The organism is Haloarchaeobius amylolyticus, assembly GCF_042678045.1.
Taxonomy (GTDB): Archaea; Halobacteriota; Halobacteria; order Halobacteriales; family Natrialbaceae; genus Natrinema; species Natrinema amylolyticus_A.
In genome coordinates, this window is sequence record NZ_JBHUDI010000001.1 from 501,790 (window position 1) to 524,936 (window position 23,147).

Consider the following 23,147-nt stretch of genomic DNA (forward strand, 5'->3'; position numbering starts at 1 on the left):
GATTCGAACGACTAGACGTCGTCTTCGTTGGTGTCGTCCTCATCGAGGTCCGTGTCGACGGATTCGACCGCGACCTCGTCGTCGGATTCGGGACTATCGATCGCAGCGCTCGGGTCCTCGCCGAGCGTCGGTGTGCTGTCGTCGACGGTGATCGTCACTGGCTCGGTCTCCTCGAGGGTCTCCGGCTCGTGTGTGTGCTCCCGGTCGAGGACGCGGTCGAGCCTGAAGATCGTGTTTAGCTCCTGTTGAACCTGATCGACGACCTCACCGACGAGCTCGCTGGGCTGGATCGCGGTGTACTCGTAGGGGTTGTTTCCGGCCCCCTCGCTGGCACGCTTTTCGCGCGTGACGTGGGCTTCCTCGTGGAGTTCCGCGAGCGCCTCGCGGACCGTACTCGGGTAGAGCCCGGTCCCCTTCGCGACCTCCTCGGAGGTACTGCCCGGATTCGCCAGCAGATACACGTAGATCTTCGCCCGGGTTTCCGTGTCCAGAATCCACGAGAGCAGATCGACGATCCGCTGGTCGAGTTCCTCGACGGCCGGGTTGCGGCCGGTCTCGGTCTCGACGACGTCGTCCGGTCCCTCGAGCGATTCCTCTCTCTCGTTTGCGTCGTCGACCGGATGCTCGTCTGCGTCGTCGGAACTCATGTGGCGTCTCGTACAGGACGAGGCTTCGCGCGGAGTTAAACCTTTGTGGGGGCAGACGGACTGCTGTCAGTCAGTTCCGGTGCGACCACCGATCCACCTGTGGTCGCACGGGAACTAGTGACAGGGGACCGTCTCACTCGGTTTGCAAGAACAGCGACTCACACAGCGCGTCCGGTCCCTCCTCTTCGAACAGCCGCCGCTGTCGTTGCGCACCGCTTTCGCGCTCGTAGACCCGTTTGATCCCGTCGATACCGAGGCGCTCGCACTCGCGGTCGACGAGTTCACCCAGATCGACCGTGCCATCGAGGTCGCGGTCGATAAACGACGCGCCGTGACCGTAGCGGATGGCCCGCCACTTGTTCTCGTCGAGCAGTTCCCGGCGGTGCTCGTGGCCGCTGGCCCCGTCCTCGTACTCCTCGGCCAGCGCGCAGACGAGCGCGTGGGCGTACTCGACGAACGCCATGACGACGTCTGGATCGGCCTGTCCGTCTGGCGTGCGTAGTTCGACGGTGCCGTGGGCCGTGTGTGGCCGCACGTCGTACCAGAGTTCGCCCCGATCGTTGATCGAGTCGGTCTCGAGCATCAGCCGTTCGAACCGGTCGAACGCCTCGAAATCCTCGAAGTGAGTCGGCATCCCCGTGTTCGGCAGTGCCTCGAAGATCTTCGCACGGGCCGACTGAAGTCCGGTGTCGAACCCGTTCCAGTAGGGCGAATTTGCAGAGAGCGCGAGCATGATCGGGACGTACCACCGCAGTTCGTTGGCGATCCAGACCGCCTTGTCGGCGTCGTCGACGCCGACGTGGACGTGGACGCCCGCGGTCGTATTTCGATGCTGTGGGTACTGAATCCGGTCGAGCTGTGCCTGATAGCGGGGTTTCTCGGCGTGCTCGAGTTCCTGCCACTTCGCGAGCGGATGGAGGCCCGCGGCAGCGATCCGATAGCCGTGGGCCTCGGCGTGGTCGACCAACGCCTGGCGGATCGCGAGCAGCGAGTCACGAGCGTCGTCGGGGTCCTCGATCAGCGGTGTTTGGGTTTCGATGACGAATTTAAAGAGCTCGTGATCGAGCCGTCCCTCGAGGATCTCGGGCGGGTCGTGCTCGTAGACGAGGTCGTCGGTCCCGCTGGTGGGCCGGCCGTCCTCGTCGACGACGAAACACTCCTCTTCGATCCCCAGCGTTCCCATGCGCGTAAACGCGTCTCGCGACCCGCGTTCCATCGTATCCTGCTTTCGTCGCCGATAGTAAATACGATTTGGAGTCGGAACGATCGATCCGTACTCGTTCAGCCGATCAGGACGGGACGGTTTCGGCCTCGGGCTCGATGTCCGCCTCGCCGTCGCGGAGCTTGAACTTCTGGATCTTGCCGCTCGGGTTCTTCGGAAGGTCGTCGACGAAGTAGTATTTCCGCGGCCGCTTGAAATCGGCGAGCCGGTCGCTCTCGCGGACGAACGAATCGAAATCGGCCGCAGTAGTCCCGTCGTCGGCGACGACGTACGCGGCGACCAGTTCGCCCCACTCCTCGTCGGGCTCGCCGACGACGGCCGCCTCCGCGACGCCGTCGTGTGCGAACAGCACGTCCTCGACTTCGGCCGGGTAGATGTTCTCGCCGCCGGAGACGATCATGTCGTCTTTCCGATCAACGACGAAGAGGTAACCGTCGTCGTCGCGGTAGCCCAGATCGCCGGTGTAGTACCAGGTCGTCCCGTCGGCTTCGCGCAGCGATCGCGCCGTTTCCTCGGGACGGTTCCAGTACTCGCGCATCGTACACGGTCCGGCGATCAGGATCTCCCCGATCTCTCCTCCGTCGACGGTCTGGTCCGGGTCCGCATCGGGGTCGACGATCCGCAGGCGGTGATTGAGCGCAGGGAGACCGGCAGCGCCCTGTTTCGGGATCTGGTCGTCCGGTGACTGGAAGACGCCGGCGGGACCGATCTCGGTCATACCGTATGCCTGGACGTAGTCCTCACAGAGGTGTTCCATGCAGTTCTCGAGGACCTGTTCGGGCATCGGGGCCGCACCGTAGAGCCCGATCCGGAGCGACGAGACGTCGACGTCCAACTCGGCGGCGGAACGCGACAGGGCGTTCCAGGCCGTCGGTGCTGCAAAGAGGGTCGTTACGCCGTGGGCGTCGATCGCCTCGAGCGCGGCGTCCGGGTCGAACTCGTGGTGGATAACGTTCGCCGCGCCGCGATGGATCCGCGAGAACAGGCTACAGTGGAGTTCGGCGCAGTGATACAGCGGCATCACCGATAGGCCGACGTCGTCACGGGTGAGGTTCAACTCGACGATGTTGAGGAGGTTATGTTCGACCATGTCCCGGTGCTCGTGGACGACGCCTTTCGGCCGGCCCGTCGTTCCCGACGTATAAATGAAGGCGTACACGTCGTCTTCCGTGACGGAGACCTCGGGCCGCTCGGCCGAACCCGACTCGAGCAACTCGTAGAACCCGCTTGCGTAGTCGGGGACCGCCGCGTGGTCGTCATCGATGAACACGTACTCCTCGACAGTCTCCAAGTCAGGCCGCGCTCCTTCGACCGCCTCCCGCGTCGCGGATTCGAAGAGCACCAGCTCGGCTTCGGCGTCGGTGACGATGTATTCGATCTCGCCCGCCGGCAGCCGGAAGTTCAGTGGCGTGAAGACAGCGCCGATCTTCGAACACGCGTAGACAGTCAGTGCCATCTCAGACCCGTTGTACAGTACTGTCGCGACCCTGTCGCCTTTCTCGATGCCGGCTTCGAGCAGTGCGTTCGCAAGTCGGTTGACCCGCTCGTCGAACTCCGTGTAGGTCCACCGCTGGTCCTTGCGCGGGTAGACGATCGCGTCGCGGTCGGGATAGCGCTCGACCGCTCCCTCGAGGGTATCACCGATTGTGGGGTGTTCAGACATACCATAGAGACACACGACGGACGGGCTTATATCAGTTGTTGAGCACGAAGCGGAACGCGGTCGCGCCCGGCCGAATTATCGGGGCCGCGCGACGATCCCGAGGTGGTCAGCGTGATACTTCTCGAGTCGTTCGGTCTCCAAGATCTCGTATCCCTCCGACAACTCCTCGCGAACGTCTGCGAAGACAGCCGCCGGCTCCCGGGTCACGTCTTCACTGCGCGCCTTGACCGCCAACAGCAGTCGACCATCGTCGGCCAGGAAGTGCCGGTTCTCGAGCGCCACGCGAGCCTGCCCGCGCGTGGCCACGTCCTGCACGATGACGTCGACGTTCGACTCGACGACGTGAGCGTAGGTCTCGGGTTTTCGGGCGTCTTTCAGCAGCGGAAACAGTCGTGGACGGCTCTCCGCGGCCTCGAGCAGGTCCCGCGCCGGCCGCGCCGCGAACTCGACGGCGTAGGTCGGACCGGCGAAGTCGGCGACGTGGCTCACCGTCGTCCCGCTTGCCGCACCCAGATAGAGAACGCTTTCACCGCCCGCGAGGCCGGTGTCCATCTCGAGTTCGAGCATCGCGCCGAGTTTCGACCGGTTCGGGTTCCAGGCGCGCCACTCACCATCGGTCGCCTCGCCGTAGACCGGTTCGCCGCGGGTCGCGAGTCGGTCGGTGCCGTCGAACGTGTGGCGTGTGACGCCAGCCGGAAGCTCACTCATCGTCGGCACCCCCGTCAGGGTCCTCGTCCGCGGTCCGCGCCTGAATCGTCTCGATCCGCTCGGCGAGTTCGGCCTCGAGTTCGGGCTTCAACTCGCCCGAGTAGTGATCGACGCGGGCGGCGATGGCGAGTTTGCCGGCGACCGCACGCGCTGCAGAGCCCCGGTCGTCGGGATGGGTGCCACGGACCGCATCGTGGGTGTAGATGATCCCGTGTTTGGGCGAGGGGGCGTGGCCCCGCAGGTGGGCGAACAGGGCGTCTTCCGCACCCAGCACCTGGATCGTGCCGCTGGGTTTCTTCGCGAGTTCCTCGAGGCCGCCAGCCAGCGAAATCAGCCGTGCCGCCAGCACGGGATCGGCCAGCGCCGCAAGGTTCGGCGCGACGGCCGGCGTCCGGCGCTGGACGAACTCCCGGAGATCGTCCGCCTCGTCGGCGAGGTCGGCGACGCGTTCGGCGAGCGAGCGGACTGCGGGCTCCTCGAGTGCGTCGTCGGGTTCACCGCGTGCCAGTTCGCGGGCGTACGCGACGCCGGTTCCCGCATCCGGGTCGACGGTGCCGGCCCACTCGGCCAGCCGTTCCGCGAGTTCGTTTGCCGTCCGGTTGCAGTCGTCCATCGCGCGTACCGCATGGACGAGCTGGCGGTCGTCGGCGCGTTCGCGTTCGGTCACCGCGGCCCGCGTTGCTGCCGTCGTCGCCTCGCGGACGGCGTCGTAATAGTCGTCCTCGTCATCAGCGAACCCGGCCTCGAGCGCGAGGCTCGGCCAGTCGCGGGGCTCGTCGGCACGTCCCTCACGGACCGCAGTCGCCATCGCGTCGGGATCGGCGCGGTCGACATCCGCGAACCACCCGTCCGTATCACTCATGGACGCCCGTTCCCGCCGCGGGCGATTAAAGGCCCCGTTCGTGGCGTTCGGAGCGCGGTCGGGATAGACTGCGGTCTCGAGGGGACTCGAGTACAGCCGGAACGGAAAGAGCCGATCAGACCCCGAACGTCGCCCGCAGCATGTCGCGGGTGCCGGGCCCTAGCCCGACGGCGACGACGGTGATCATGAGCAAGATTGCGTAGCGAGGGTTATCCTCGAAGACGGTCTCGTCGAAGATCCAGATGACGAAGACGGCGGCAGCGAGCTTGACGAACAGGAACGGCCAGGCCGAGCCGGTCGCCGAGACGACGCTTTCGGGAAGCACCTCGGCCGTCGTGCTGGCGATCGCCGCGTTGATCGGGTGTTTGGGGACGAGATTCGCCGGCAGCCCCAGCGTGGTCGCCCAGTCGAGGCCGACGACGTTCGCGACGCCATCGACTGCGTGCGCCCAGATGACGACGATCCCCATATATCGGGTGCCGCGGTTCAATTCCGGCGCGAATCGCACGATTGCGAACCACGTGATCGCAGTAGCAAGCGTCGCCCCGACGAGGGTGACGAGCGGGATCAGCGGGTAGAACTCCGAGTACGGCTCCGTCGCCGCCGTGTACCCGAGATAGGCGACCGTCACCGTCAGCAGCGTCGTCCCGATTCCGGCCAGCGGGTACTCATAGCCCGAGACGTAGTCGTTGCGATCGAGCCAGATGGAGCTCACGACCGCCCCGAGGGCGATGAAGAAGACAGTGAAGTAGATCAGCGGGCTGATGATGAATCCGGACCAGGGCAGCTGAATGGCCATTTCGCCGGTCGCCTCGTAGGCCGCAGCGTTAGCGTCCTCGACGACACGGAGGGCACCGCCGAAGAGCATGAACGGGAACAGCGCGAAAAAGCCCGTGCGGAAGCGTTCGATCTCGAGGCGGCGAAGGATGAAGATAACCCCGACAAGCAGGAGGACGAGGGTCGGGATATAGCCGGCATACGAGACGAACGTGTAGCCGGGCGCGGCGGTCGGGCCGGCGTTCGCGCCGGCCTGTTCGCAGGCTACTTGTTGGCCGTCGGCCCACGCAACACAGGACCAGCTGTGGGCGTCGGCGACGACCGGCCCCCAGAAGTATTGCCAGATAAACTCGACGTACACTCGCTGGGGGAACAGGACCGCGCCAAGGACCACGACGGCGGCGAGACTTGCGACGGTCGCGGCCCAGACGCGCTCGGCCCCGAACCGGTCGATGAAGTCGTCCATACCCGAATCCGGTAGTGGGGGCCGCTTACCGTTTCCGGTTTTCAACGAGCGAGACTGTCGTGTGAGGCGTCCACGTACTGGCCCGCGTCACGCCTCGATGTCGCGGGCGGCCGCGAGCAACTCGTCGTGGATCGCACCGTTCGACGCGACCAGCCCGTCACTGTCGTGTCGCCAGCGCTCGCCCTCGAGATCCGTGACGACGCCGCCGGCCTCCCGAATGAGCTTGACCCCGGCGACGGTGTCCCACGAGTTCGCCCGCAGGTTGGTCATCGTCCCCTCGAGTGCGCCCGAGGCGACCATCGCCAGCTCGAGTTGGGCACAGCCAAAGCGGCGCATGTCGCCGAACCGTTCGACGAGGACACGGTTCGCCGCGGCGTACTGGTCGCGCTGGTCGAAATCCCACCAGAAGGTCGGGCAGACGGTGGCCGCCTCGGGATCGGCACAGTCGCTGACAGACAGCGGTTCGTCGTTGCGGAACGGCCCGTCGGGGCCGACGCGGTAGCGATCGGAGAGGGCGGGGCAGTCGAACGCAGCACCGACCGGTTCGCCGTCGACGACGGCCGCGACGGCGGTCCCGAACGCGCGGATACCGCCGACGTAGTTGTTGGTTCCGTCGATAGGATCGACGATCCAGGCAGGTCCCGCTTCGGGGACGTCCTTGAGCGCGTCGGCTTCCTCCCCGACGATCGGATCGTCCGGAAACGTCTTCCGGATCGTTTCGATGACGGCCTCCTGGGCGTCGCGGTCGACCTGCGTGACGACGTCAGTCTTCTCGCCTTTGTGCTCGACGGTGAGATCCGTTCGGAACGAGTCGGCCGCGACAGCGGCTCCCTCGCGTGCCGCACGGCCGGCGATGGCTGCACGAGTCGCATCATCGGCGTCGCTCATGCCCTCTCTCTGGAGTCCGCCCCCAAAAGTGATCGTATACCGGTGCCACGGGGTTGGGCAGTGCTCACCAGTTCTCCTCGGGGACGTACGGATAAGTCCAGAGGGTCACCTGCAGCACGATCGATTTGAACCACGCGTGGTACATCGCGTCGACCTCCGCCTCGGAGTGGTCGCTGTCGGCGAGAAACTCCCGGATCGTGGCCGTGATCGGATAGATGAAGGCCACGAGATAGCGCATGTCGATGTGCTCGACCGCCTCGGCGTCGTCGACCTCGTTTTTCTTCTCCCGGGTGTGTCGTCGCCCGATCTCGAACTGGTAGTTCAGCCAGTCTTCGTCGTACGGCGTATCGCAGGTATCGCGGATCCACTGGCCGAATCGCTCGCGCACTCGGTCTAGGTACTCCTCGTCAGGGTTGCCCTCGCCGTCCGTGAAGTAGTACACCAGGAAGTCGTGGTCGGCGACGAAGCCGTACCACACGTCGAGGACGTCGTCAATCTGGTCCTTGAGAACGTCGCCGGCCAGCTGCAGGTACTCCTCGTCGTCTTCGTCGAACAGCACGGTTTGTTGCAGCCGCTCGAACTCGTCCATGCTGATCGGCGCGTCGGGAACCTCGTCCGAACCGTAGGTGTAGCCTGGAATCTGGTCGCTGCTCATGGGTCTCCGTGCCGCTCTCCCACGGTAGAGATTATAAACCCAGACGGGAGACCAACGACCGCTGATCACTCTTCGCGAGCGACGTACCGCTGCGGATCACGATCAGCTCCGTGACACAGCGATACCCGGAGCGATCGCAGATCCGTCGGTACCGTCGTCTCGGATTTCGGGCGCGATCCAGAATCGTGCGAGAGTGGCCCACGACGCTTTTTTCTCTCTCACGCACCTCCATCTCTCAATGAACGGTCCTCCAATAGCGATAAGCGGGTCTGCGGATCAGACTACGCAAGTGATCGGTTCTGCTCCGTGTGACGGCGACTTCTCGGCGTCGCCCGGTTCGGTCGAGGACCGGCGTCACTCGAGCAGGAGTACTCGGGGGGACTATGAGTAAGCACGCGTCCCCGAACGCGGTTCTGGGCGAACCGTTAACGCTCGAGAGCGGACTCGATGCGTTGCAGTCGAGTCCGGAGTTCGGCGGTCCCGTCGAGTCGCTCGACGGCCACGAGTGCAACGACCACTTCGCGCAGATTTACGAGACACGCGAGGAGAAGTTCTCGGCGGCGATTCCGTTCGTTCGTCATGGACTCGATCGAGGCGAGCGTATCGCGTACGTCGTCGATCAGAGCACCGAAGCCGACGTGAAGGCGACGATGCGCGATAGCGGGATCGACGTCGACGCCGCGATCGCGTCCGGAGCGCTGGTATTCTACACCGTACAGGACACTTACCTCCGAAACAGGACGTTCGTTCCCGACGAGATGATCCAGTTCTATGCCGACGCGACCGCGGAGGCAAACGAAGAATACGAGGCACTCCGACTCGTCGCCGAGATGTCGTGGATCGAAGCGGACGAGACGCCCTACGAGCAGGTGATAGAGTACGAGTCGAAGATCAACGACCTCTTCGACAACGAGAACGTGCTCGCGATTTGCCAATACGACCGGGAGTTGTTCGCACCGCAGGTCATCCGCGATATCGTTCGAACCCATCCCCACCTCATCTACGACGGCGCGGCGTGTCACAATTTCTACTACACGCCGCCCGAGGAGCTTCTGGGGGCAGACCAGCCCGCCCGCGAGGTCGACCGGATGCTCGAGACGCTCCGTGAACGGACGGAGGCAAAGACTACACTCCAACACCGCGAGCAGTTCCTCCAAGACCTCTACGACATCACGGCTAGTACGGATTGGTCCTTCGAAACGAAACTCGAGCAACTGCTCACCCTCGGGTGTGAGTGGTTCGACTTCGATTTTGCGTCCGTGAACCGTGTCGAGCCCGCTTCCGACTGGCTCGAGATCGAGTACGTAAGCGGTGACCACGACGAATTCGAACCCGGTACCGAATTCTCCCTGTCACAGATGTATTCACGGGCGGCCGTCGAGATGAAGGCAGCCACGAGCGTATCGAACCCGGCCGAGGAAGAACTCGACGATCTCCCCGTTTTCGAGGACTTCGGAATCCACGGGTACATGGGGACGTACATCCCGATCGACGGCGGCACGGACCGAACGCTCAGCTTCATCCCCGACAAATCGCGCTCGGTCTCGGTCACGGAGGAAGACCGGATGTACCTCGAGTTGATGGGACGGTGGCTCGGCTACGAACTGAACCGTCACCAGCGCGAACAGTTCCTCCGCGAGTGTTACGAACTCACGTCCGACCCCAACCTCGGATTCGAGACGAAGCTCGAGCAATTGCTCACCATCGGACGGGACCGGCTGGGACTCGACGCGGCCGGGCTGACCTACTTGCCGTCGTGGGACGGGGAGTTCCTGACGGAATACGCCGTCGGGTACGGCGACGAGTCGGGCGAAACGTGGACCAACCCGAGTGAGGGGTGTTTCTGTCGACGGGCGATAGCCGAGGACGAACCGGTCGGGATGGCAGACGTGCGCGGCACCGACTGGGAGGACGATCCAGTCCACCAGGAGCACGGTCTGACGAGCTACCTCGGGACGAAGGTGACGAGCGGATCGACGCCGTACGGAACGCTCTGGGTCGGAAGCACGGACCCGCGCGATCGCGAGTTCTCGGAAACCGAACGCACGTTCCTCGAGTTGATCGGCCAGTGGGTCAGCTACGAACTCGAACGCCGCGAACACAACGAGTCACAGCGAGTCTTGTACGACATCACGTCTGATCCGGACCTCGAGACCGCGGCGAAACTCGATCGGTTGCTCGAGTTAGGCTGTGACCACCTCGATCTCCCTATCGGCCTGCTCGTTTCCGAGCGCGGGAACGCACTCGAAATCCAGCAGCTGCACGGAACGCACCCCGATTTGGCTACGGGAACGACGCCGCCGACAGCGACGGCGCAGTACTGCCGCCGGGTCATCGAGACGAGTGAGCCTGCCAGCGTCACCGATGCCGGAGCGGTCGAATGGATCACCGATGCAGACGACGTGGGCCTCGAGACCTGCGTCGGAGTGCCAGTGGTCGTCGGCGGCCAGTCCTGTGGAACGCTCTGCTTCGGGGATACGTCGCCGCGACGGACGGAGTTTACCGAGGCCGAACACGCGTTCCTCGATCTGATGGGACAGTGTGTCAGCTACGAACTCGGACAGCAGCGACGGGAACGTGCGCTCGAAGAATCGAACGAACGGCTCGAGCAGTTCGCGTACGCCGCCTCTCACGACTTGCAGGAACCGCTGCGGATGGTCACGAGCTATCTCCAGTTGCTCGAGACCCGATACGGGGACACCTTCGACGAGGACGGCGAGGAGTTCCTCGCGTTCGCCGTCGATGGTGCCGAACGGATGCGGACGATGATCGACGCCCTGCTCGAGTACTCGCGGGTCGAGACACGTGGCGATCCGTTCGAACCGGTCGAATTGGACACGGTCCTCGACGACGTGCTCGAGGACCTGCAGATTCAGATCGAGGAAACGAACGCCGAGATCACGTCTCACCAGCTCCCTCGGATAGAAGGTGACGCCGATCAGTTACGACAGGTGCTCCAAAACCTCCTCTCGAACGCGATCACCTATAGCGGCGACGAGTCACCGCGGATCGACATCGATGCCGAACGACGGGGCCAGGAGTGGGTGATTTCGGTTCACGACGACGGGATCGGAATCGATCCGGCGGATCAAGACCGCATCTTCACCGTCTTCGATCGGCTTCACAGTCGCGAGGAGTACGATGGGACTGGTATCGGGTTGGCCCTCTGCCAACGAATCGTCGAACGCCACGGCGGCGAGATCTGGGTCGAATCCGAACCCGGCGAGGGATCGACGTTCTCGCTCGCGCTGCCGGCGTTGTAATCGGTTTTGTCCGCGGCCGGCCGACCGTTCCGCGAAGTCACGGTGGGAAATCTCGACGTACAACAACCCGATTCGGACGTCGGCATCGAATCGATGTCTCTCGGACAGTAACCATCGACGCCCAGAAGTTTGCGAGGGCAAGACGCTCCGTCTTGCCGCACTGTGGTGAGTGCGAGGGGAGGGAATCGAACCCACGAACCCCTACGGGAGCGGATCTTGAGTCCGCCGCCGTTGACCGCTTGGCTACCCTCGCACGCATCTCGTCCTGAGACGCTCGCAGGGGTTAAATCGTCCGATTGCCGCTCGAGCGTCGCCGGACGATGCCCGAACGCATCGCTCGCGGACCGAAGAGCCCCGCGCCGGGTCGAACGCAACAGGCCCCGCTTATACTGTCAAACAGAAGTCAATACGAAGTCGGTCGCGGATTCGCGACCGATCTTCACGTCGTTCTGTCCGGCAGTATTAGGTCGCTCGGCTCTCGATGTCCGGCTCCGTGTACCGCCGATCGCAGTTCAGACACTGGTAGCCTCCCTCGATGTGCGCGTAGAGGCGCTCCCCGCAGTGCTGGCAGCGGCCGTATGGCTGAGCCATTAGGCCAATATGGATCTCGTAACGGGATAAATACCGTGCTTACACTCGCTACGGACTGCCTAACCGACGGAATTACCCGGCCGTCACCCCTCGAGTCAACCATGGACGACCACACCCGCGATCCGACCGTCGATCCACCAGCCGGGAACCCAACGGGCTGGAACGCGTCCGCGGGTCGCTGGGAACATGCGACGTTGCGCCGGGCGACCGTCCACGGCGTGCGATTGTTCAACGACGGCGCGTACCACGAGTCTCACGACTGCTTCGAAGACGAGTGGTACAACTACGGCAACGGCACTCCAGAGAGCAAATTCCTCCACGGAATGGTGCAGGTCGCCGCAGGCGCGTACAAACACGTCGACTTCGAAAACGACCGCGGCATGCGGAGCCTCTTCGAGACGGCGCTGGGGTACCTCCAGGACGTCCCCCACGACTACTACGGCGTCGACGTGCTCACGGTTCGGACTACGCTGACCAACGCTCTCGAGGAGCCGACGCGGATCGAGGGCTGGCGGATTCCGATCGATGGCAACCAGCCGGTCGCGGACGCCGTCGACTACGACTACGTCGAGACACTCGACGAGTGATCCTGTGAGAGACCGAATCGCCTTTGCCCTTTCAGCCGAATTAATAGGTAATGAGAGTCGCACAGCTCGGGTCGGGTACGCCGGAGATCGCAGTCGTCGCGGGCATCCACGGGGACGAACCCTGTGGCGTCCGGGCCGTCGAACGGTTGCTTGACGAACGCCCGAGCGTCGAACGGCCCGTCAAACTCATCGTCGTAAACGAGAAAGCGCTCGAACGACGAGTCCGCTTTATTGACGAAGACTTAAACCGGACGTTCCCCGGTGATCCGAACGCAAAGACACACGAAGGCCAGCTCGCAGCCGACCTCGTCAGCGAACTCGAGGGCTGTCTGACCTTCTCGATGCACTCCACGCAGAGCCACGCCGAGCCCTTCGCGATCGTCAACGGCGTCAGCGAGACGGCCAAAGCGATCGTCCCGCAACTGCCAGTGACGGCGATGGTCGAGACGAGCAACTTCGCAGAGGGACGGCTCTTCTCGACGATCGACACCGTCGAAGTCGAGTGTGGCCTGCAGGGCTCGGAGACGGCCGCCGAAAACGCCGATCGGCTAACGCGGGCGTTCCTCACCGCAGTCGATGCGTTGCCCGGCGATACCGTCCGCCGCGATCTGCCAGTCTATCGACTCACCGACGTCATCGACAAGGAACAGGCCGACACCTACGAGGTGTTCGTCGAGAACTTCACGGAGGTCGAAGCCGGCGCACCGTTCGCCGCGGCCGACGGGCAAAAACAGATCGCCGACGAGCCGTTCTATCCCGTGCTCATGTCGCCGAACGGCTACCGGAACGTCTTCGGCTACACCGCCGAGAAAGTCGACGTCATCGAGTCACCGCCCGCGGCCGACTGATACGGACTCCTCGCAGTGGGTGCCGGCGCACCCGCGATCCGTCCTGCGGGTGCGCTGGGACAGCGGGACAGCAGACCGTATGAGCCCGTGCTTCCAGTCCCGCAAGTGCCCAGGACGCAAGGCATATCCCCCTCACCACCATACGAGTGTGTATGGAGTTCCCACCGAACCAGGGTCTCGACCAGGAGGAGGTCAACGAGCAGGTCGCCGAAGCGATCGAGGAAAACGACGTCGTCCTCTTCATGAAAGGGACCGAACTGATGCCTCAGTGTGGCTACTCCCGCAAAGCACTCGGGCTGATCAGCCAGCACCGCGACGAGTTCGAGACCGTCGACGTCCTCGAGTCGCTCGACGAGTATCGCGTGGCGCTCAACGAGCAAAGCGGCTGGGAGACGATTCCCCAGACGTTCGTCGACGGTGAGTTCGTCGGCGGCTCCGACATCCTGGAAGAACTCGACGAACGCGGCGAACTCGCGGAGACGCTCGACGCGGCGTAGCGCGTCCGACCGTGAACACAGATTTGTCACGACTGGTAGCACACGGATTTAATAGCAGGTCATATAAGTCGCGGTCTCGTAGTAACGGACCACGACTATCGCCGTAGACACCTTCAGACTATGTCAACAGAGGAATCCAGACACGTATATCGGCTGCATTCAACGCTCGAACTGCCCCTCGAAGATCTCCACGACCACATCGACAACGCAACGTTCCCCGACGGGGTCGACGATGTCGAGATCACGCGGCGAAACAACACGCTGATCCTCAAAGCCGTCGCCGAGGATCAATCAGTCAGCAAGTACACTCCGACGGCCCAGCTCAAAGCCAGCGTCACGGAAAACCGGGTCTACGAAGAAGATCCGGACGAGCGCCGGCAGAAATCCTTTAGCTGGGACGAGGACGAAGAAGAGGAGATCGAATCCGAACTCGTCGAGTTCGCCGCGTTCAAAGGCGACCGCGAGACCGTCCTGCAGAACTCGCTGCTGCAGTACCAGATGTTCCTCGTTCTCTGTGGCATCGCCGAAGCTGCCGAGAAAGGGACACTGACGGCGATCTCCGAGCGCGATGGCGACCTCGAGGCAACCCGAATCGTCGACGGCGAACCGCGACCCGCCGACATCGAAGTCGTCGAAGGCCCCCGCGACCACGGCTCGGGGCAGGGCGGCGTCAACTGGCGGGACAACAAGTTCATTACGGACTGAACCGACACAGCGCGTTCTCCGACGGACTTGCACGGGGACCGAACCGAAGAGTGGCCTCGCTGTGCGTGACTCCGCACCCACATTCCTAACTCGCGGCTCGTGATCACCGTCATATATGGACGACGGTGTCGATACTGGCAGTACGACTCGAGTCGCGATCGCCTGTCAGGGTGGTGGGAGCCACACGGCGTTTACCGCAGGTGTGCTCAAACGACTCCTTCGCGAGTGTGAGACGCGCCAATACGAACTCGTCGGCGTGAGCGGCACGTCCGGCGGAGCCATCTGCGCGACCGCAGCCTGGTATGGGCTCGTCACGAATGGGACCGAGTACGCAGTCGAAACGCTTGATGTGATCTGGCGGGACTTCGCGGCGCGCTCGCCACCGGACAGGGTCGCCAACGACTGGTTCGTCTGGCTGGCGGAGTTCGCAGCACGCGGGGGGCCGTTGCCGCTGTTCAGTCCGTACGAACTCCCTTATGCCGAACTCGGACGAGATCGGTTTCTCGACACGCTCGAGTCCCACATCGAGTTCGACCGCATTCCTGCGCTCGCCGCCGACACGTCGGCGGATCTGATCCTCGGCGCGGCGGACGTCACCGAAGGCGAGTTCGAAACCTTTCGCAACGAGGAAATCACTGCGAAGACGATGCTCGCGTCGGCAGCGATTCCGACGCTGTTCGAAGCCGTCGAGATCGACAACCACTGGTACTGGGACGGATTGTTTTCGCAGAACCCGCCGATTCGCGACTTCCTGACGGTGCCAGAGACCGCAGCCGACAAACCCGACGAGATCTGGATCGTCCAGATCAATCCCAAGCACCGCGAAGATGTCCCCCGATCGATGGAAGACATCGCCGATCGGCGTAACGAACTGGCGGGAAACCTCTCGCTGTATCAGGAGGTCTATTTCATCGAGACGATCAACGACTTGATCGAGAGCGGGAGCCTCCCGCAGGAGTACAAGCCCATCGACATCGAGTTCATTGACCTTGGCAGCGACCTGTCGTCGCCGTCGAAAGTCGACCGGGATCCAGCATTCATCGATCGGTTGATACAGCGGGGCCAGCGGCGCGCCGAGCGGTTCCTCGAGGGCCGGTCGTGAGGGTGTCTCCGGTATCCGAACCCGTCGGTCACGATGCCAGTCACAGCCCGTCTCGGACTCGAGACAGCGACTGGATCGATGAAGCCGATGGCGATCCGTCGGATCGCCATACCGTTCACCGACGGCAGAACGGTGTATTTCCGTCTCGGTGTGGTACGGAATCTCCCAAAATGAACCTGCCATTCAGTCGACGCCGCTTTCTGGCGGGAGCAGCCGTCGGCGCGGCGACCGGGGTCGTCGGCACCGCCTCGCGGTCGGTGGCCGCTGCCGTCGACACGAACGAGTCGGACGCGATCGCTGCACTACCCGACGCAGTCGGTATCGAGACGGTGGTCGATGGGCTGGCGTTTCCGTTGGCCGTCGCATTCGCACCGGATGCAGACCGACGGTACGTCGCGGAACGCGACGGCCGGATCTGGGTCCACGAGTCCGACGGCCTCCGTGACGAGCCGTTGCTCGACCTGCGCGAAACGGTCATCACCGGCGGTGAACGGGGGTTACTGGGCATGGCGATCCATCCCGATTTCGCCGAGAACCGCCGACTGTTCGTCCACTACAGCGCGCCGCGTCGATCCGACACGCCACGGGAGTTCGACCACACGGGTATTCTCGCAACGTTCGAGGCGACCGACGATGGAACGGGAGTGCGATCGGACTCCGAACGCGTCGTCCTCGAGATTCCCCAGCCGGCGGACTTCCACAACGGCGGCGATCTCGCGTTCGGACCGGATGACTACCTCTACGCCGGGATCGGTGCGGGCGGCGGGGGCGGCGGCGGTGGACAAGATGTAACGACGGATCTGCTGGGAAGCGTGATTCGCATCGACGTCGACGGCCGCTCGGCCGCCGGGGAGTACGCCGTGCCCGACGACAACCCGCTGGTCGGTCGCGACGGGCTCGACGAGTACTACGCCTGGGGGTTTCGAAACCCCTGGCGGCTGTCGTTCGACGACGGCGACTGCTTCGTCGCGGACGTCGGCGAGAGCGATTACGAGGAAGTCAACCTCCTCGAGAAGGGGGGCAATTACGGCTGGAACGTCAAAGAGGGGAGCCACTGCTTCCGAGAGGAGGACTGTCCCGACGAGACGGCCACGGACGTTCGCGGCGGCGAGCGGTTCCGGGACCCTATCATCGAGTACCCGCACCCGCCGGCCGAGACGGACGTCAGCGGCGTCTCGGTCATCGGCGGCTACGTCTCCCGCGACTCCGAACTCCCGGCGCTCGAGGGCGCGTACGTCTTCGGCGATCTCGTGGCGGATGGACGGCTGTTCGCCGCGACCCGCCCCGACGGCGATGACGAACTGTGGCCGACGACTGCCATCGAGATCGACAGCAAGGGGACCCTCGAGCGACTGTTCTCGTTTGGCCGCGACGACGACGGTGCCGTCTACGCACTCGGCACTGCCACAGATACCGGCGGGCTCTTTCGCATCGTTCCCGCCACGTAGCCGGTTGGGAGAGGGTGTCGCAGTGTGCTTGTGGCGGGCCGTCCGCGAACCACGCGGACAACGATAGACGTTTCCCCGTTACTTGCAAACGACGCCTATGGACGATCCGGGACAGTATGCGCTCGTCGGCCGCCTCGCCGTGGCAGCCGCCGTGATGGTCGCCCCGACGCTGTGTTTTCTGGGGCTGGTTCGCGGACTCGAGCGACTGCGAGACGACGATCTGATCAACGAGTGGGCGCAGGCACATGGCCACGAACGAGACGTGACCGACAACGACGACGTACTCGCCGCGCTGGCGAACGGACTGAACGCCAACGCCGGGAGTGCGTCGACCGTTCGGTGTCCGGCGTGTGGAACGACGAACCGGGTGAGAATGACGTACTGTCACGGTTGTCAGTGCCGGCTCGAGTCGTCCTGACCGGGAGCGTCGATTCGGCGACTGCGGCGACGGCCTCGAGATCGGCAGTACATCCGCTTTCGCGGAATCGGGAGCCGGTCGTTCCGTTCGAAACCGTCAGTCACCGCTGAGCGGACGGGCCTGTCGAACGTCCCGCTCAAGACGGTCGGCGTATTCGAGCCGGAGCTGCCGTGCCTCCTCGAGATCGACCGGTCCCCGGCCGTCGATCTCGTGTGATATCGGCTCGTAGGCCGCGACGTCGAACCCCATCCGCTCGAGGTACGATCGAACTGCCTCCGACGCCAGCCCCTCTCGGATCGCGGCGTTGACGTACTCGATCACTGCATCGAACTCCGGCAGGACGATTTCGTCCGCCGTGATGGCACCGGACTGCCCCTCGATACGGATCTCTGCGTCTTCGAGGTGAGCGACGACTTCGGCGAGCCTGTCGGCCAGCCGGACGACCTGACTCGGGAGAGCGGTGTCGGGCGAGCGCCACTCCACGGTGGAAAACGTTTTTCGGAGCTGTACGGGGGTCCAGACGGCGCTCTCGGGATCGAAATTCGACTCGATCGTCGCCCGATCGACGCCCGCCTCGATGGCCGCTGTCACGAACTCCTCGTATCGCCGCTCGAGGCGCCGGGTCCACTCGTCTGCGTCGTCGGCGTAGGGCCACAGCCGGCCCTGGTGTGGGACACCATCGTATGCCATCCAGCGGTAGAGTTTCGACCGCGCCCCGCTGGCCAGATACCGGCCTCGGAAGTACGGCGAAGAGTTGACCAACGCCAGCGCGGGATCGAGTGCGATGAACGCGTTCAACTGGTCGATCTCGCGCCCCGGCTGTTGCTCGACGTGGATGTGAGTACCCGCACAGTGGCGGACGTACTCGAACTCGTCACCGATGACTCGGTCTTGAATCCGCGTCCGATCGCTCGGGCGGTCCCGAATCTCGTCGTGGTTTATCGGTGTCGCGAGCGGGACGAGCCCCCTGTCGAGTTCGTCGGCTCGGTCCAGCACGCGTTCGATCCGGTCGAACAGCTCGTCGCGCAACGCAGCTGTCGTCTCACACGGCGTCGTTTTGATCTCGAGCAGTGGCTCGACGAACTCGCGCTCGACTCCCGGCGACGCCTCGACGAGGTCTGCCGGTTCGACCAGCCGCCCCTCGTCGTCGATGACCCAGTACTCGACTTCGATGCTCCGTCGTATCGGCTCAGATTCAGGTGTTGACACAGTGTCCTCCGGATTGCGGCGTCGACCCGTGCGGACCAGCGGTCCGCCCGGCTCTATCGACCACTCACCACTTGCTCGCTGTCTACCGCTTGCTAACTAACCACGCAGGTATATGGGAAAGCCCCTACAAGAAATTTTCGCGAGTGGAAACATTCGCGCACGGACCGGCCTGACCGTCCTGCCTATCTCGTCTCGTGTCGATCGTCTGTGGCCGGGGTTCGGCCCTCGAGACCGGACGATTCGCCGATCTCGGCGACGTTGCCCGCACCGTTCGGCCAGTACCCGGCATCGAGACTGGATCCAGAATGCCGACAGAGCTTTCCGCCGACCCAAAGGATTTACATCTCCTAATTATATCTAATTACGAGATGAGCGAGAACTTCCCCGACTACGTCGACGTCGACTATACCGACGGTGAAGGCGAAGAACCCGAGGACTACCCCCACATTCAGGACAAGATCGAGAAAGCGATCGAGGTCACCCGCGAGGGCCTCGAGTCCTACGAGAATCCCGCGGTCATGTGGACCGGCGGCAAGGACTCGACGCTCACCCTCTATTTCATCAAGGAGGTCGCCGATCGCTTCGACCTCGAGGTACCCCCCGCAGTGTTCATCGACCACTACCAGCACTTCGACGAAATCCACGACTTCGTCGACCACTGGGCAGACGAGTGGGACCTCGAGGTCATCTACGCGCGCAACGAGGATGTCGGCGCGTACGTCGACGAGCACGGCCTCGAACCGGGCGACGACATCGACATCTCGGAACTCTCCGAACACAACCAGCACCACGTCCGCGACATCCTCGAGTACGAGGAGGACACGTTCCCGTTCCTGCTGGACACCTACGTCGGCAACCACCTGCTGAAGACGGTCGCGCTCAACGACGCCTTAGAGGAGTACGACATCGACGGCGTCATCTCCGGCGTCCGCTGGGACGAACAGGAAGCCCGCGCTGACGAGACGTTCTTCTCGCCGCGTCACGACCCCGACATCTACCCGCCCCACGACCGCATCCAGCCCATCCTGCAGTTCGACGAGGCCGCCGTCTGGGACGCGTTCTGGAACTTCGTGGTGCCGGACACCGTCGAGAACTTCCCCGAGGAGGGCTACGTCCCCGAAAGCGACGACGATCTTCCTGAAGGTGTCGCACAGGACGACATCCCGATCTCCCCGAAGTACTTCGCCGGCTTCCGCTCGCTGGGCAGCGAAGTCAGCACCGAGAAGAGCGACCAGGAGCCCGCCTGGCTCCAGGACCTCGAGGGCACGACCGAGCGCGCGGGCCGCGCCCAGGACAAAGAGGACCTGATGGAGCGTCTGCGCGATCTGGGCTACATGTAGGCCGGTCGCCGTCGACAGTTGCGTCACTCGCCAACCACCGATTTTCGTGGTTTTAACCGCTCGAGAGTGCCAAGAGTGCCGGCTTTGACAGAACGAGTCGGACGGTCCGATAGCGACACAATCGCTAACTGAGACGTCCCCGTCGTTAGCGGCTTACTGCGCGGTATTCGCCGTGTTTGACGCCGAGTGCGAGCATGATCAGGCCGAAGACGATCATCGACGGCGCGACCATCATCAATATCGTGTTCATCCCCATCGGTGTGGCGGCCATGCCACCGATGCCGAGTGCGATCACCAGAATAAACGCGGCCCCCGTCGTTGGAAGGTCGAACTCCATATGCGGGGGTTAGGAATCGGACACCTAATGGTATCGGGAATCGGCAGTCCGTTCATGTTGTCGGACAGAATCAATGGTTTTTGTCCAACACTATCGGAACAGGTGAGAACGAACCGCGGCTACTCTTCCGAGGGACGAACCAGATTCGCCATCGTCACGGCACTTCCGAGGAACCAGCCAAGTGGGAACGAGATGCCAAGCCACATCGCGGCGTAGGCCGGCCCCTCGAGGCTGAAGTTGCTGCGCAGGTAGTCGTTGATGCCGCCGACGAACAACACGTTGTCGAGTACCCAGACGGCGAAGTCGTAGCTGGGGTCGAGAACGTAGGGATGCAGTGACGGCGTCACGAGCGCAGCGACGACCGGCGGCAGGAACAGCGCCGTCATCGCGAACGGGTAGGCGAGCAGGACCGAGAGCGCCCGACCGCCGAACTTCGAGGTGACGGCCGCGAGCGTCGTCGAGACGATCGCGACGGTACTGGCAGCCGCGATCGCGAGGAAGGCATCGAAGGGGATCCGAATGTATGCGATCGCTGTCAGCGTCCCCCAGATGAGCAGCGCGATTCCTGTGACGCCGGCGATGCCGAGTCGCGTTCGCGTCGAGTCGAGTTTCGCCGCGTAAAAGCGGGTCGCAAAGCCAAGGACAGTCAACGGATAGAGGACGAGCAAGCCGATAACTCCCAGGACGCTCCAGCCGTAATAGCCGAGTTTCTGTGGAAGGGTTTCGGGCTTCCACTTGCCCATGACGGAGTGGCCGCGGCCACGTTGCCTGCGGAAGACGAGTTCCATCCAGGCCCCGTGTAACCGCCGAATGTCGGTCCTGATCGCACCGACAAGCCCACCACCGCCACGGCGTTGTGAGCGGGTAGACATACGCGAGCCAAAAAGCTGACGTACCGTAAAGTTTCCTGCTTTTTCTCCGTGTCAGATATGTCCCTTTGCTATCAGTCTGCAGAACGGTGCGCGACGGAATCGATCTGCGGACTGGCTCCGTGCCGATCAGTTCCAGGGAGCGAAGCCGGGATCGACTTCACGGCTCGTCTCGTCGATGGCGTCGATCGCATCGATGTCCGCTTGGTCGAGGTCCACCGCCAGCGATCCCCAGTTATCAGTGATATGACCTTCGCTGGTCGCCTTCGGGATCGCCGTAACACCTTTTTCACGCGCCCAGGCGAGGCTGACCTGTGCCTCGCTGGCGTCGTGTTTGTCGGCGATCTCTTGAATTTCGGGCTGGTCGAAGACCCGTCCCCGGGCGAGCGGCGAGTAGCCGACGATCTCGACGTCGTGAGCGTCGCAGGCCTCTCGAAGCTCCGGCTGCGGGAGCAGCGGGTGGAGTTCGACCTGGTTCGCGAAGATCGGCGCATCACAGATCTCGACGGCTTCCTCGAGCTGTTCGGGCTGGAAGTTGCTGACGCCGATGCGCTCGATCAGGCCCTCGTCGTACAGTTCTGAAAAAGCCGAGAGGGTCTCCTCGGCGTCGTACGTCCGGGACGGCCAGTGGACGTACAGCAGGTCGACGTAGTCGACGCCCAGTCGATCGAGACTCTCGCGGGTCGTCTCGAGGACGTCGTCGTACGCGAGGTTGTCGATCCAGACCTTGGTCGCGAGGAATATCTCCTCGCGATCGACGTCCGCAGCCGCGATTCCGTCACCGACGGCATCCTCGTTGCCGTAGGCCTGGGCGGTATCGATATGTCGATAGCCCGCCTCGAGAGCTGTCCGAACGCTCTCGGCACACTGCTCGGGGTCCTCGTTTTGCCAGGTTCCGAGACCAAGCATCGGCATGCCATCAGTGGTCGGACACGTCTCTGGCGGAATCGTATCGGCGTCGGAAGTCACCATGTATGGGTGAAGGGGCAGAGCGTGAAAAGGGGTTTTGGTACCGGTCAGCGGTTCGCCTTGCGACAGCGAAATCGGCAGCCCTGACCCTCGATACCGATTCTCACAGCCAGGGCCTGCGAGAGCCCGCTGGATCGCTGCCGGTCACTCGTAAAGATGATCCCAGGAGCGCTCGCGCTCGAGGACCGCACTGGCCGCGAGGACGTCGTCGTCGGCGAACCGCCGACCGACGAGTTGGAGGCCGACGGGATGGCCGCGGTCGGTCAGTCCAGCCGGAGCGGACGCGACGGGATGGCCGGTCCAGTTGAACGGCCACGTCAGCGGCCACTCCCAGGCGTCGGTCTCGAGGGGCTCGTAGAGGCCGACGTCCGCTCGCGAGAGCGTCGGTGTCACGAGCAGGTCGTAATCGGCGAGGACATCCTGGACGGCATCGTACATGTCCGTGCGGACGATGCCCGATCGAGCGATGTCGGCCGGCCCGTACTCCGCGCCGACATCGAGCATCGCGAGTAGGCTGTCCGAGACCTCCTCGGGGTGGTCCCGGAGGTCGATGCCGTGGGCTTCCTCGAGCAGCGTCGCGCTCTCTATGACGCCAGTCGCGTACGGCGCCATCGCTGCCTCACTGAGTTCGGCCATGGTGTAGCCGTGATCGACGTCGACCGTCTCCACGGTTGCGCCGGCGGCCGCGAGTGCGTCGACCGCGTCGTCGACGACCGTCTCGACCGCCTCGGTCACCGGGAAGACGTCGAGATCTGGACTGTACGCGATGCGATAGTCGTCGATGGGTGACTCGAGCGCGCTGCGATAGTCGATGTCGACGGGAACGGCGTTCGGATCGGCCGAATGCGGCCCGGCCAGCACCGACAGGAGCACTGCAGCGTCTTCGACGGTGCGGGTTATCGGTCCCTTCGTCGTGTGCTGAGTCTCGCGACCGAAGGCGTTCGGTCTGCCATCGTCGGGCACCAATCCGAAAGTCGGCTTGAACCCGTAGACGCCACAGGCGGCGGCCGGGATACGCACCGACCCGCCCGCGTCGCTGCCCGTCGCGATCGGCGTCATCCCGGCGGCGACCGCCG

General features: G+C 63.8%; 23 protein-coding genes and 1 tRNA gene. 9 read left to right on the forward strand and 15 right to left on the reverse strand.

The window, feature by feature from the left end; genetic code table 11:
- Positions 1 to 11: 11 nt before the first annotated feature.
- The 8 genes from ACFR99_RS02550 to ACFR99_RS02585 form a co-directional block, all read right to left on the reverse strand.
- Positions 12 to 647, reverse strand: coding sequence for a helix-turn-helix domain-containing protein (locus tag ACFR99_RS02550; protein ID WP_390284060.1), 636 nt, complete (start codon positions 645 to 647; stop codon positions 12 to 14).
- A 133-nt stretch (positions 648 to 780) separates the two neighbouring features.
- Complete coding sequence (locus ACFR99_RS02555) at positions 781 to 1,863, reverse strand: glutamate--cysteine ligase (RefSeq protein ID WP_390284062.1); 1,083 nt, start codon at positions 1,861 to 1,863, stop codon at positions 781 to 783.
- Between the two features lie 73 nt (positions 1,864 to 1,936).
- Positions 1,937 to 3,532 carry a fatty acid--CoA ligase gene (locus ACFR99_RS02560; RefSeq protein WP_390284064.1) on the reverse strand — a complete coding sequence of 532 codons (1,596 nt, stop codon included), beginning with the start codon at positions 3,530 to 3,532 and terminating at the stop codon, positions 1,937 to 1,939.
- A gap of 75 nt (positions 3,533 to 3,607) precedes the next feature.
- Positions 3,608 to 4,240: a fibrillarin-like rRNA/tRNA 2'-O-methyltransferase gene (locus ACFR99_RS02565; RefSeq protein ID WP_390284066.1), complete on the reverse strand. Its 633-nt coding sequence runs from the start codon at positions 4,238 to 4,240 to the stop codon at positions 3,608 to 3,610.
- Positions 4,233 to 5,102, reverse strand: a complete 870-nt coding sequence (locus ACFR99_RS02570) for an NOP5/NOP56 family protein (RefSeq protein ID WP_390284068.1) — start codon at positions 5,100 to 5,102, stop codon at positions 4,233 to 4,235. The genes ACFR99_RS02565 and ACFR99_RS02570 overlap by 8 nt, the downstream gene beginning before the upstream one ends.
- 115 nt (positions 5,103 to 5,217) lie before the next feature.
- On the reverse strand, positions 5,218 to 6,345 hold the full coding sequence (locus ACFR99_RS02575) for a DUF63 family protein (protein ID WP_390284070.1): 1,128 nt from the start codon (positions 6,343 to 6,345) through the stop codon (positions 5,218 to 5,220).
- A gap of 87 nt (positions 6,346 to 6,432) precedes the next feature.
- The gene (locus ACFR99_RS02580) at positions 6,433 to 7,233 is read right to left on the reverse strand and encodes an inositol monophosphatase family protein (RefSeq protein ID WP_390284072.1); all 801 of its coding nucleotides are present in this window, start codon (positions 7,231 to 7,233) and stop codon (positions 6,433 to 6,435) included.
- Between the two features lie 64 nt (positions 7,234 to 7,297).
- On the reverse strand, positions 7,298 to 7,888 hold the full coding sequence (locus ACFR99_RS02585) for a protoglobin domain-containing protein (protein ID WP_390284074.1): 591 nt from the start codon (positions 7,886 to 7,888) through the stop codon (positions 7,298 to 7,300).
- A 383-nt stretch (positions 7,889 to 8,271) separates the two neighbouring features.
- Here ACFR99_RS02585 and ACFR99_RS02590 point away from each other — a divergent pair, with 383 nt between their 5' ends.
- The gene (locus ACFR99_RS02590; RefSeq protein WP_390284076.1) at positions 8,272 to 11,151 is read left to right on the forward strand and encodes an MEDS domain-containing protein; all 2,880 of its coding nucleotides are present in this window, start codon (positions 8,272 to 8,274) and stop codon (positions 11,149 to 11,151) included.
- A gap of 170 nt (positions 11,152 to 11,321) precedes the next feature.
- Here ACFR99_RS02590 and ACFR99_RS02595 read toward each other — a convergent pair.
- Together ACFR99_RS02595 and ACFR99_RS02600 are read right to left on the reverse strand one after the other, a co-directional pair.
- Positions 11,322 to 11,404 (reverse strand) — tRNA-Leu (locus ACFR99_RS02595).
- 209 nt (positions 11,405 to 11,613) lie between these two features.
- Positions 11,614 to 11,742 carry a hypothetical protein gene (locus ACFR99_RS02600; RefSeq protein WP_390284078.1) on the reverse strand — a complete coding sequence of 43 codons (129 nt, stop codon included), beginning with the start codon at positions 11,740 to 11,742 and terminating at the stop codon, positions 11,614 to 11,616.
- A 101-nt stretch (positions 11,743 to 11,843) separates the two neighbouring features.
- Between ACFR99_RS02600 and ACFR99_RS02605 the strand changes: the two genes are divergently transcribed.
- The 7 genes from ACFR99_RS02605 (at position 11,844) to ACFR99_RS02635 (ending at position 17,347) form a co-directional block, all read left to right on the forward strand.
- Positions 11,844 to 12,329, forward strand: coding sequence for a DUF309 domain-containing protein (locus tag ACFR99_RS02605; RefSeq protein ID WP_390284080.1), 486 nt, complete (start codon positions 11,844 to 11,846; stop codon positions 12,327 to 12,329).
- Positions 12,330 to 12,379: 50 nt separating this feature from the next.
- Positions 12,380 to 13,177, forward strand: coding sequence for a succinylglutamate desuccinylase/aspartoacylase domain-containing protein (locus tag ACFR99_RS02610; protein WP_390284082.1), 798 nt, complete (start codon positions 12,380 to 12,382; stop codon positions 13,175 to 13,177).
- A 152-nt stretch (positions 13,178 to 13,329) separates the two neighbouring features.
- On the forward strand, positions 13,330 to 13,674 hold the full coding sequence (locus ACFR99_RS02615) for a glutaredoxin family protein (protein ID WP_390284084.1): 345 nt from the start codon (positions 13,330 to 13,332) through the stop codon (positions 13,672 to 13,674).
- 120 nt (positions 13,675 to 13,794) lie between these two features.
- The gene (locus ACFR99_RS02620; protein ID WP_390284086.1) at positions 13,795 to 14,379 is read left to right on the forward strand and encodes a DUF7110 family protein; all 585 of its coding nucleotides are present in this window, start codon (positions 13,795 to 13,797) and stop codon (positions 14,377 to 14,379) included.
- Between the two features lie 115 nt (positions 14,380 to 14,494).
- A complete protein-coding gene (locus ACFR99_RS02625; RefSeq protein ID WP_390284088.1) occupies positions 14,495 to 15,481 on the forward strand; it encodes a patatin-like phospholipase family protein in 987 nt (328 codons plus the stop codon).
- Positions 15,482 to 15,651: 170 nt separating this feature from the next.
- Positions 15,652 to 16,929, forward strand: coding sequence for a PQQ-dependent sugar dehydrogenase (locus tag ACFR99_RS02630; RefSeq protein WP_390284090.1), 1,278 nt, complete (start codon positions 15,652 to 15,654; stop codon positions 16,927 to 16,929).
- A 97-nt stretch (positions 16,930 to 17,026) separates the two neighbouring features.
- A complete protein-coding gene (locus ACFR99_RS02635) occupies positions 17,027 to 17,347 on the forward strand; it encodes a zinc ribbon domain-containing protein (protein ID WP_390284092.1) in 321 nt (106 codons plus the stop codon).
- 96 nt (positions 17,348 to 17,443) lie between these two features.
- On the opposite strand, the gene ACFR99_RS02640 is transcribed toward ACFR99_RS02635, so the two are convergent.
- Positions 17,444 to 18,556, reverse strand: coding sequence for a glutamate-cysteine ligase family protein (locus tag ACFR99_RS02640; RefSeq protein WP_390284094.1), 1,113 nt, complete (start codon positions 18,554 to 18,556; stop codon positions 17,444 to 17,446).
- A gap of 368 nt (positions 18,557 to 18,924) precedes the next feature.
- Here ACFR99_RS02640 and ACFR99_RS02645 point away from each other — a divergent pair, with 368 nt between their 5' ends.
- Positions 18,925 to 19,896, forward strand: a complete 972-nt coding sequence (locus ACFR99_RS02645) for a phosphoadenosine phosphosulfate reductase family protein (protein ID WP_390284096.1) — start codon at positions 18,925 to 18,927, stop codon at positions 19,894 to 19,896.
- Positions 19,897 to 20,041: 145 nt separating this feature from the next.
- Here the strand turns inward: ACFR99_RS02645 and ACFR99_RS02650 are convergent, their stop codons facing one another.
- From ACFR99_RS02650 to ACFR99_RS02665, 4 genes are all read right to left on the reverse strand, one after another.
- Positions 20,042 to 20,233: a DUF7333 family protein gene (locus ACFR99_RS02650; RefSeq protein WP_390284098.1), complete on the reverse strand. Its 192-nt coding sequence runs from the start codon at positions 20,231 to 20,233 to the stop codon at positions 20,042 to 20,044.
- A 119-nt stretch (positions 20,234 to 20,352) separates the two neighbouring features.
- Positions 20,353 to 21,105 carry a hypothetical protein gene (locus ACFR99_RS02655; RefSeq protein WP_390284100.1) on the reverse strand — a complete coding sequence of 251 codons (753 nt, stop codon included), beginning with the start codon at positions 21,103 to 21,105 and terminating at the stop codon, positions 20,353 to 20,355.
- A gap of 126 nt (positions 21,106 to 21,231) precedes the next feature.
- Positions 21,232 to 22,074 (reverse strand): aldo/keto reductase, encoded by an 843-nt coding sequence (locus ACFR99_RS02660; RefSeq protein ID WP_390284102.1) that lies wholly within the window; start codon positions 22,072 to 22,074, stop codon positions 21,232 to 21,234.
- 141 nt (positions 22,075 to 22,215) lie between these two features.
- On the reverse strand, positions 22,216 to 23,147 hold a 932-nt coding region (locus ACFR99_RS02665), incomplete at its 5' end, for an amidase (protein WP_390284104.1).

What these genes read in the sequence shown, in the direction of transcription:
- ACFR99_RS02550 (WP_390284060.1), bottom strand. Translation starts at nt 647, where the DNA reads ATGAGTTCCGACGACGCAGACGAGCATCCGGTCGACGACGCAAACGAG.
- ACFR99_RS02555 (WP_390284062.1), bottom strand. Translation starts at nt 1,863, where the DNA reads ATGGAACGCGGGTCGCGAGACGCGTTTACGCGCATGGGAACGCTGGGG.
- ACFR99_RS02560 (WP_390284064.1), bottom strand. Translation starts at nt 3,532, where the DNA reads ATGTCTGAACACCCCACAATCGGTGATACCCTCGAGGGAGCGGTCGAG.
- ACFR99_RS02565 (WP_390284066.1), bottom strand. Translation starts at nt 4,240, where the DNA reads ATGAGTGAGCTTCCGGCTGGCGTCACACGCCACACGTTCGACGGCACC.
- ACFR99_RS02570 (WP_390284068.1), bottom strand. Translation starts at nt 5,102, where the DNA reads ATGAGTGATACGGACGGGTGGTTCGCGGATGTCGACCGCGCCGATCCC.
- ACFR99_RS02575 (WP_390284070.1), bottom strand. Translation starts at nt 6,345, where the DNA reads ATGGACGACTTCATCGACCGGTTCGGGGCCGAGCGCGTCTGGGCCGCG.
- ACFR99_RS02580 (WP_390284072.1), bottom strand. Translation starts at nt 7,233, where the DNA reads ATGAGCGACGCCGATGATGCGACTCGTGCAGCCATCGCCGGCCGTGCG.
- ACFR99_RS02585 (WP_390284074.1), bottom strand. Translation starts at nt 7,888, where the DNA reads ATGAGCAGCGACCAGATTCCAGGCTACACCTACGGTTCGGACGAGGTT.
- ACFR99_RS02590 (WP_390284076.1), top strand. Translation starts at nt 8,272, where the DNA reads ATGAGTAAGCACGCGTCCCCGAACGCGGTTCTGGGCGAACCGTTAACG.
- ACFR99_RS02600 (WP_390284078.1), bottom strand. Translation starts at nt 11,742, where the DNA reads ATGGCTCAGCCATACGGCCGCTGCCAGCACTGCGGGGAGCGCCTCTAC.
- ACFR99_RS02605 (WP_390284080.1), top strand. Translation starts at nt 11,844, where the DNA reads ATGGACGACCACACCCGCGATCCGACCGTCGATCCACCAGCCGGGAAC.
- ACFR99_RS02610 (WP_390284082.1), top strand. Translation starts at nt 12,380, where the DNA reads ATGAGAGTCGCACAGCTCGGGTCGGGTACGCCGGAGATCGCAGTCGTC.
- ACFR99_RS02615 (WP_390284084.1), top strand. Translation starts at nt 13,330, where the DNA reads ATGGAGTTCCCACCGAACCAGGGTCTCGACCAGGAGGAGGTCAACGAG.
- ACFR99_RS02620 (WP_390284086.1), top strand. Translation starts at nt 13,795, where the DNA reads ATGTCAACAGAGGAATCCAGACACGTATATCGGCTGCATTCAACGCTC.
- ACFR99_RS02625 (WP_390284088.1), top strand. Translation starts at nt 14,495, where the DNA reads ATGGACGACGGTGTCGATACTGGCAGTACGACTCGAGTCGCGATCGCC.
- ACFR99_RS02630 (WP_390284090.1), top strand. Translation starts at nt 15,652, where the DNA reads ATGAACCTGCCATTCAGTCGACGCCGCTTTCTGGCGGGAGCAGCCGTC.
- ACFR99_RS02635 (WP_390284092.1), top strand. Translation starts at nt 17,027, where the DNA reads ATGGACGATCCGGGACAGTATGCGCTCGTCGGCCGCCTCGCCGTGGCA.
- ACFR99_RS02645 (WP_390284096.1), top strand. Translation starts at nt 18,925, where the DNA reads ATGAGCGAGAACTTCCCCGACTACGTCGACGTCGACTATACCGACGGT.
- ACFR99_RS02650 (WP_390284098.1), bottom strand. Translation starts at nt 20,233, where the DNA reads ATGGAGTTCGACCTTCCAACGACGGGGGCCGCGTTTATTCTGGTGATC.
- ACFR99_RS02655 (WP_390284100.1), bottom strand. Translation starts at nt 21,105, where the DNA reads ATGTCTACCCGCTCACAACGCCGTGGCGGTGGTGGGCTTGTCGGTGCG.
- ACFR99_RS02660 (WP_390284102.1), bottom strand. Translation starts at nt 22,074, where the DNA reads ATGGTGACTTCCGACGCCGATACGATTCCGCCAGAGACGTGTCCGACC.